Source organism: Streptococcus parasanguinis (genome assembly GCF_001578955.1).
In the GTDB taxonomy this organism is placed as follows: Bacteria; Bacillota; Bacilli; order Lactobacillales; family Streptococcaceae; genus Streptococcus; species Streptococcus parasanguinis_U.
In genome coordinates, this window is the sequence record NZ_KQ969689.1 from 475973 (window position 1) to 477214 (window position 1242).

General features: G+C 41.4%; 1 protein-coding gene and 1 pseudogene. Both read left to right on the forward strand.

All coding sequences use genetic code 11. From position 1 onward, the window contains the following. Positions 1 to 84: pseudogene (locus SPADD19_RS11420) on the forward strand (ABC transporter ATP-binding protein); the annotation flags it as partial. A gap of 3 nt (positions 85 to 87) precedes the next feature. Continuing rightward, positions 88 to 1233 carry an FtsX-like permease family protein gene (locus SPADD19_RS02245; RefSeq protein WP_061455091.1) on the forward strand — a complete coding sequence of 382 codons (1146 nt, stop codon included), beginning with the start codon at positions 88 to 90 and terminating at the stop codon, positions 1231 to 1233. Positions 1234 to 1242 lie beyond the last annotated feature (9 nt).

The window sequence follows — 1242 nt, forward strand, 5'->3', positions numbered from 1 at the left end:
ACCATCATTCGTGTCAATAGTGGCAAGATTACCGAAGTTGTGACCAATGATCAACCTCAGACTGCTTATGAGATTGGATGGTAAGCTATGTTTTCAGTAAAAGATATTCGAAAATTAGTTGTCGTCAGTATCATTGGGGCTTGTGCAGTCTTTGTGGCCAATCTCTTCTTGAATTTTTACCTGGATATCGAGCAGTTGGAGATTTCGAAAACCAATCCCATGATTCAGACCTACTATGATGCCCAGGTTTCGCTATCTTGGATGGTGGCTATGGTCAGTGGGGTCGTCTTGTCCTTGACGTCGATCCTTCTCATGTGTTTTTATATCAAACAATTTGTCGATGACCACAAGGAACAATTAGGGATTTTAAAGGCTTTAGGCTATAGCAATGGCCAGTTGGCGAAACGATTTTGGGCCTTTGGACTTAGTTTTGGAGTTGGAGCGCTTCTTGGCTATTTCGCTTCTTTTCTAATGATGGGACATTTTTATGACTTTCGCAATGAGAAGGGGATTTTGCCAGACATTACCATTCATTTTCACTGGCAGCTCTTAGTTGCTTTAGTGATACTGCCAACGACTTTCTTTATGGTTCTTGCGATTGGCTACGCTAGAAGACAACTCCAAACGCCGGCTCTTCGCTTATTGAAAAAATCTCCAACACCGATTAAGGTCAAAAGGAGAAAAAGGGCTTCTAAGAAAGAGAAATCCTTCCTAAAAGAGCTGTCTTCGTCGCTGATTTGGGGGAGAAAATCGATCCTGTTTTTTGTGGTCTTTGGCTCCATGTGTTTTGCGGCCATGGTTCAATTATCCTTTGGCCTAAGGGACTACACAGATGACATCATCCAAACGATGATGATTATGATTGGTTTGATTCTTTCTTTCTCGATCCTCTTTTTGTCATTGGGAATTGTCGTTTCAGAAAGTCGCGAAACCTTGGCTCTTATGAAGGCATTTGGCTACACCGATCGTGAATGCCAAAGTCATATTCTCGCTCCCTATCGTTTCTGGGCTTATCTAGGATTTGCCCTTGGGACGGCTTATCAATATGGCATCATGGAAATCTTGATTGGTGTGATCAAAGATACGGTTCCTGAAAAGATTGAGCATCACTTTGATGGGAATGTGTGCTTTTGGACCTTGCTCGGTTTTGCGGTAGTTTATGAAAGCCTCTTTTATCTATCCAATAGAAAACTCAAAAAACAAACGATTAAAGAAGTACTCTTAGCAGAATAAATAGAAAAG

Coding starts and splice junctions, on each gene's coding strand:
- SPADD19_RS02245 (WP_061455091.1), top strand. CDS start 88: ATGTTTTCAGTAAAAGATATTCGAAAATTAGTTGTCGTCAGTATCATT.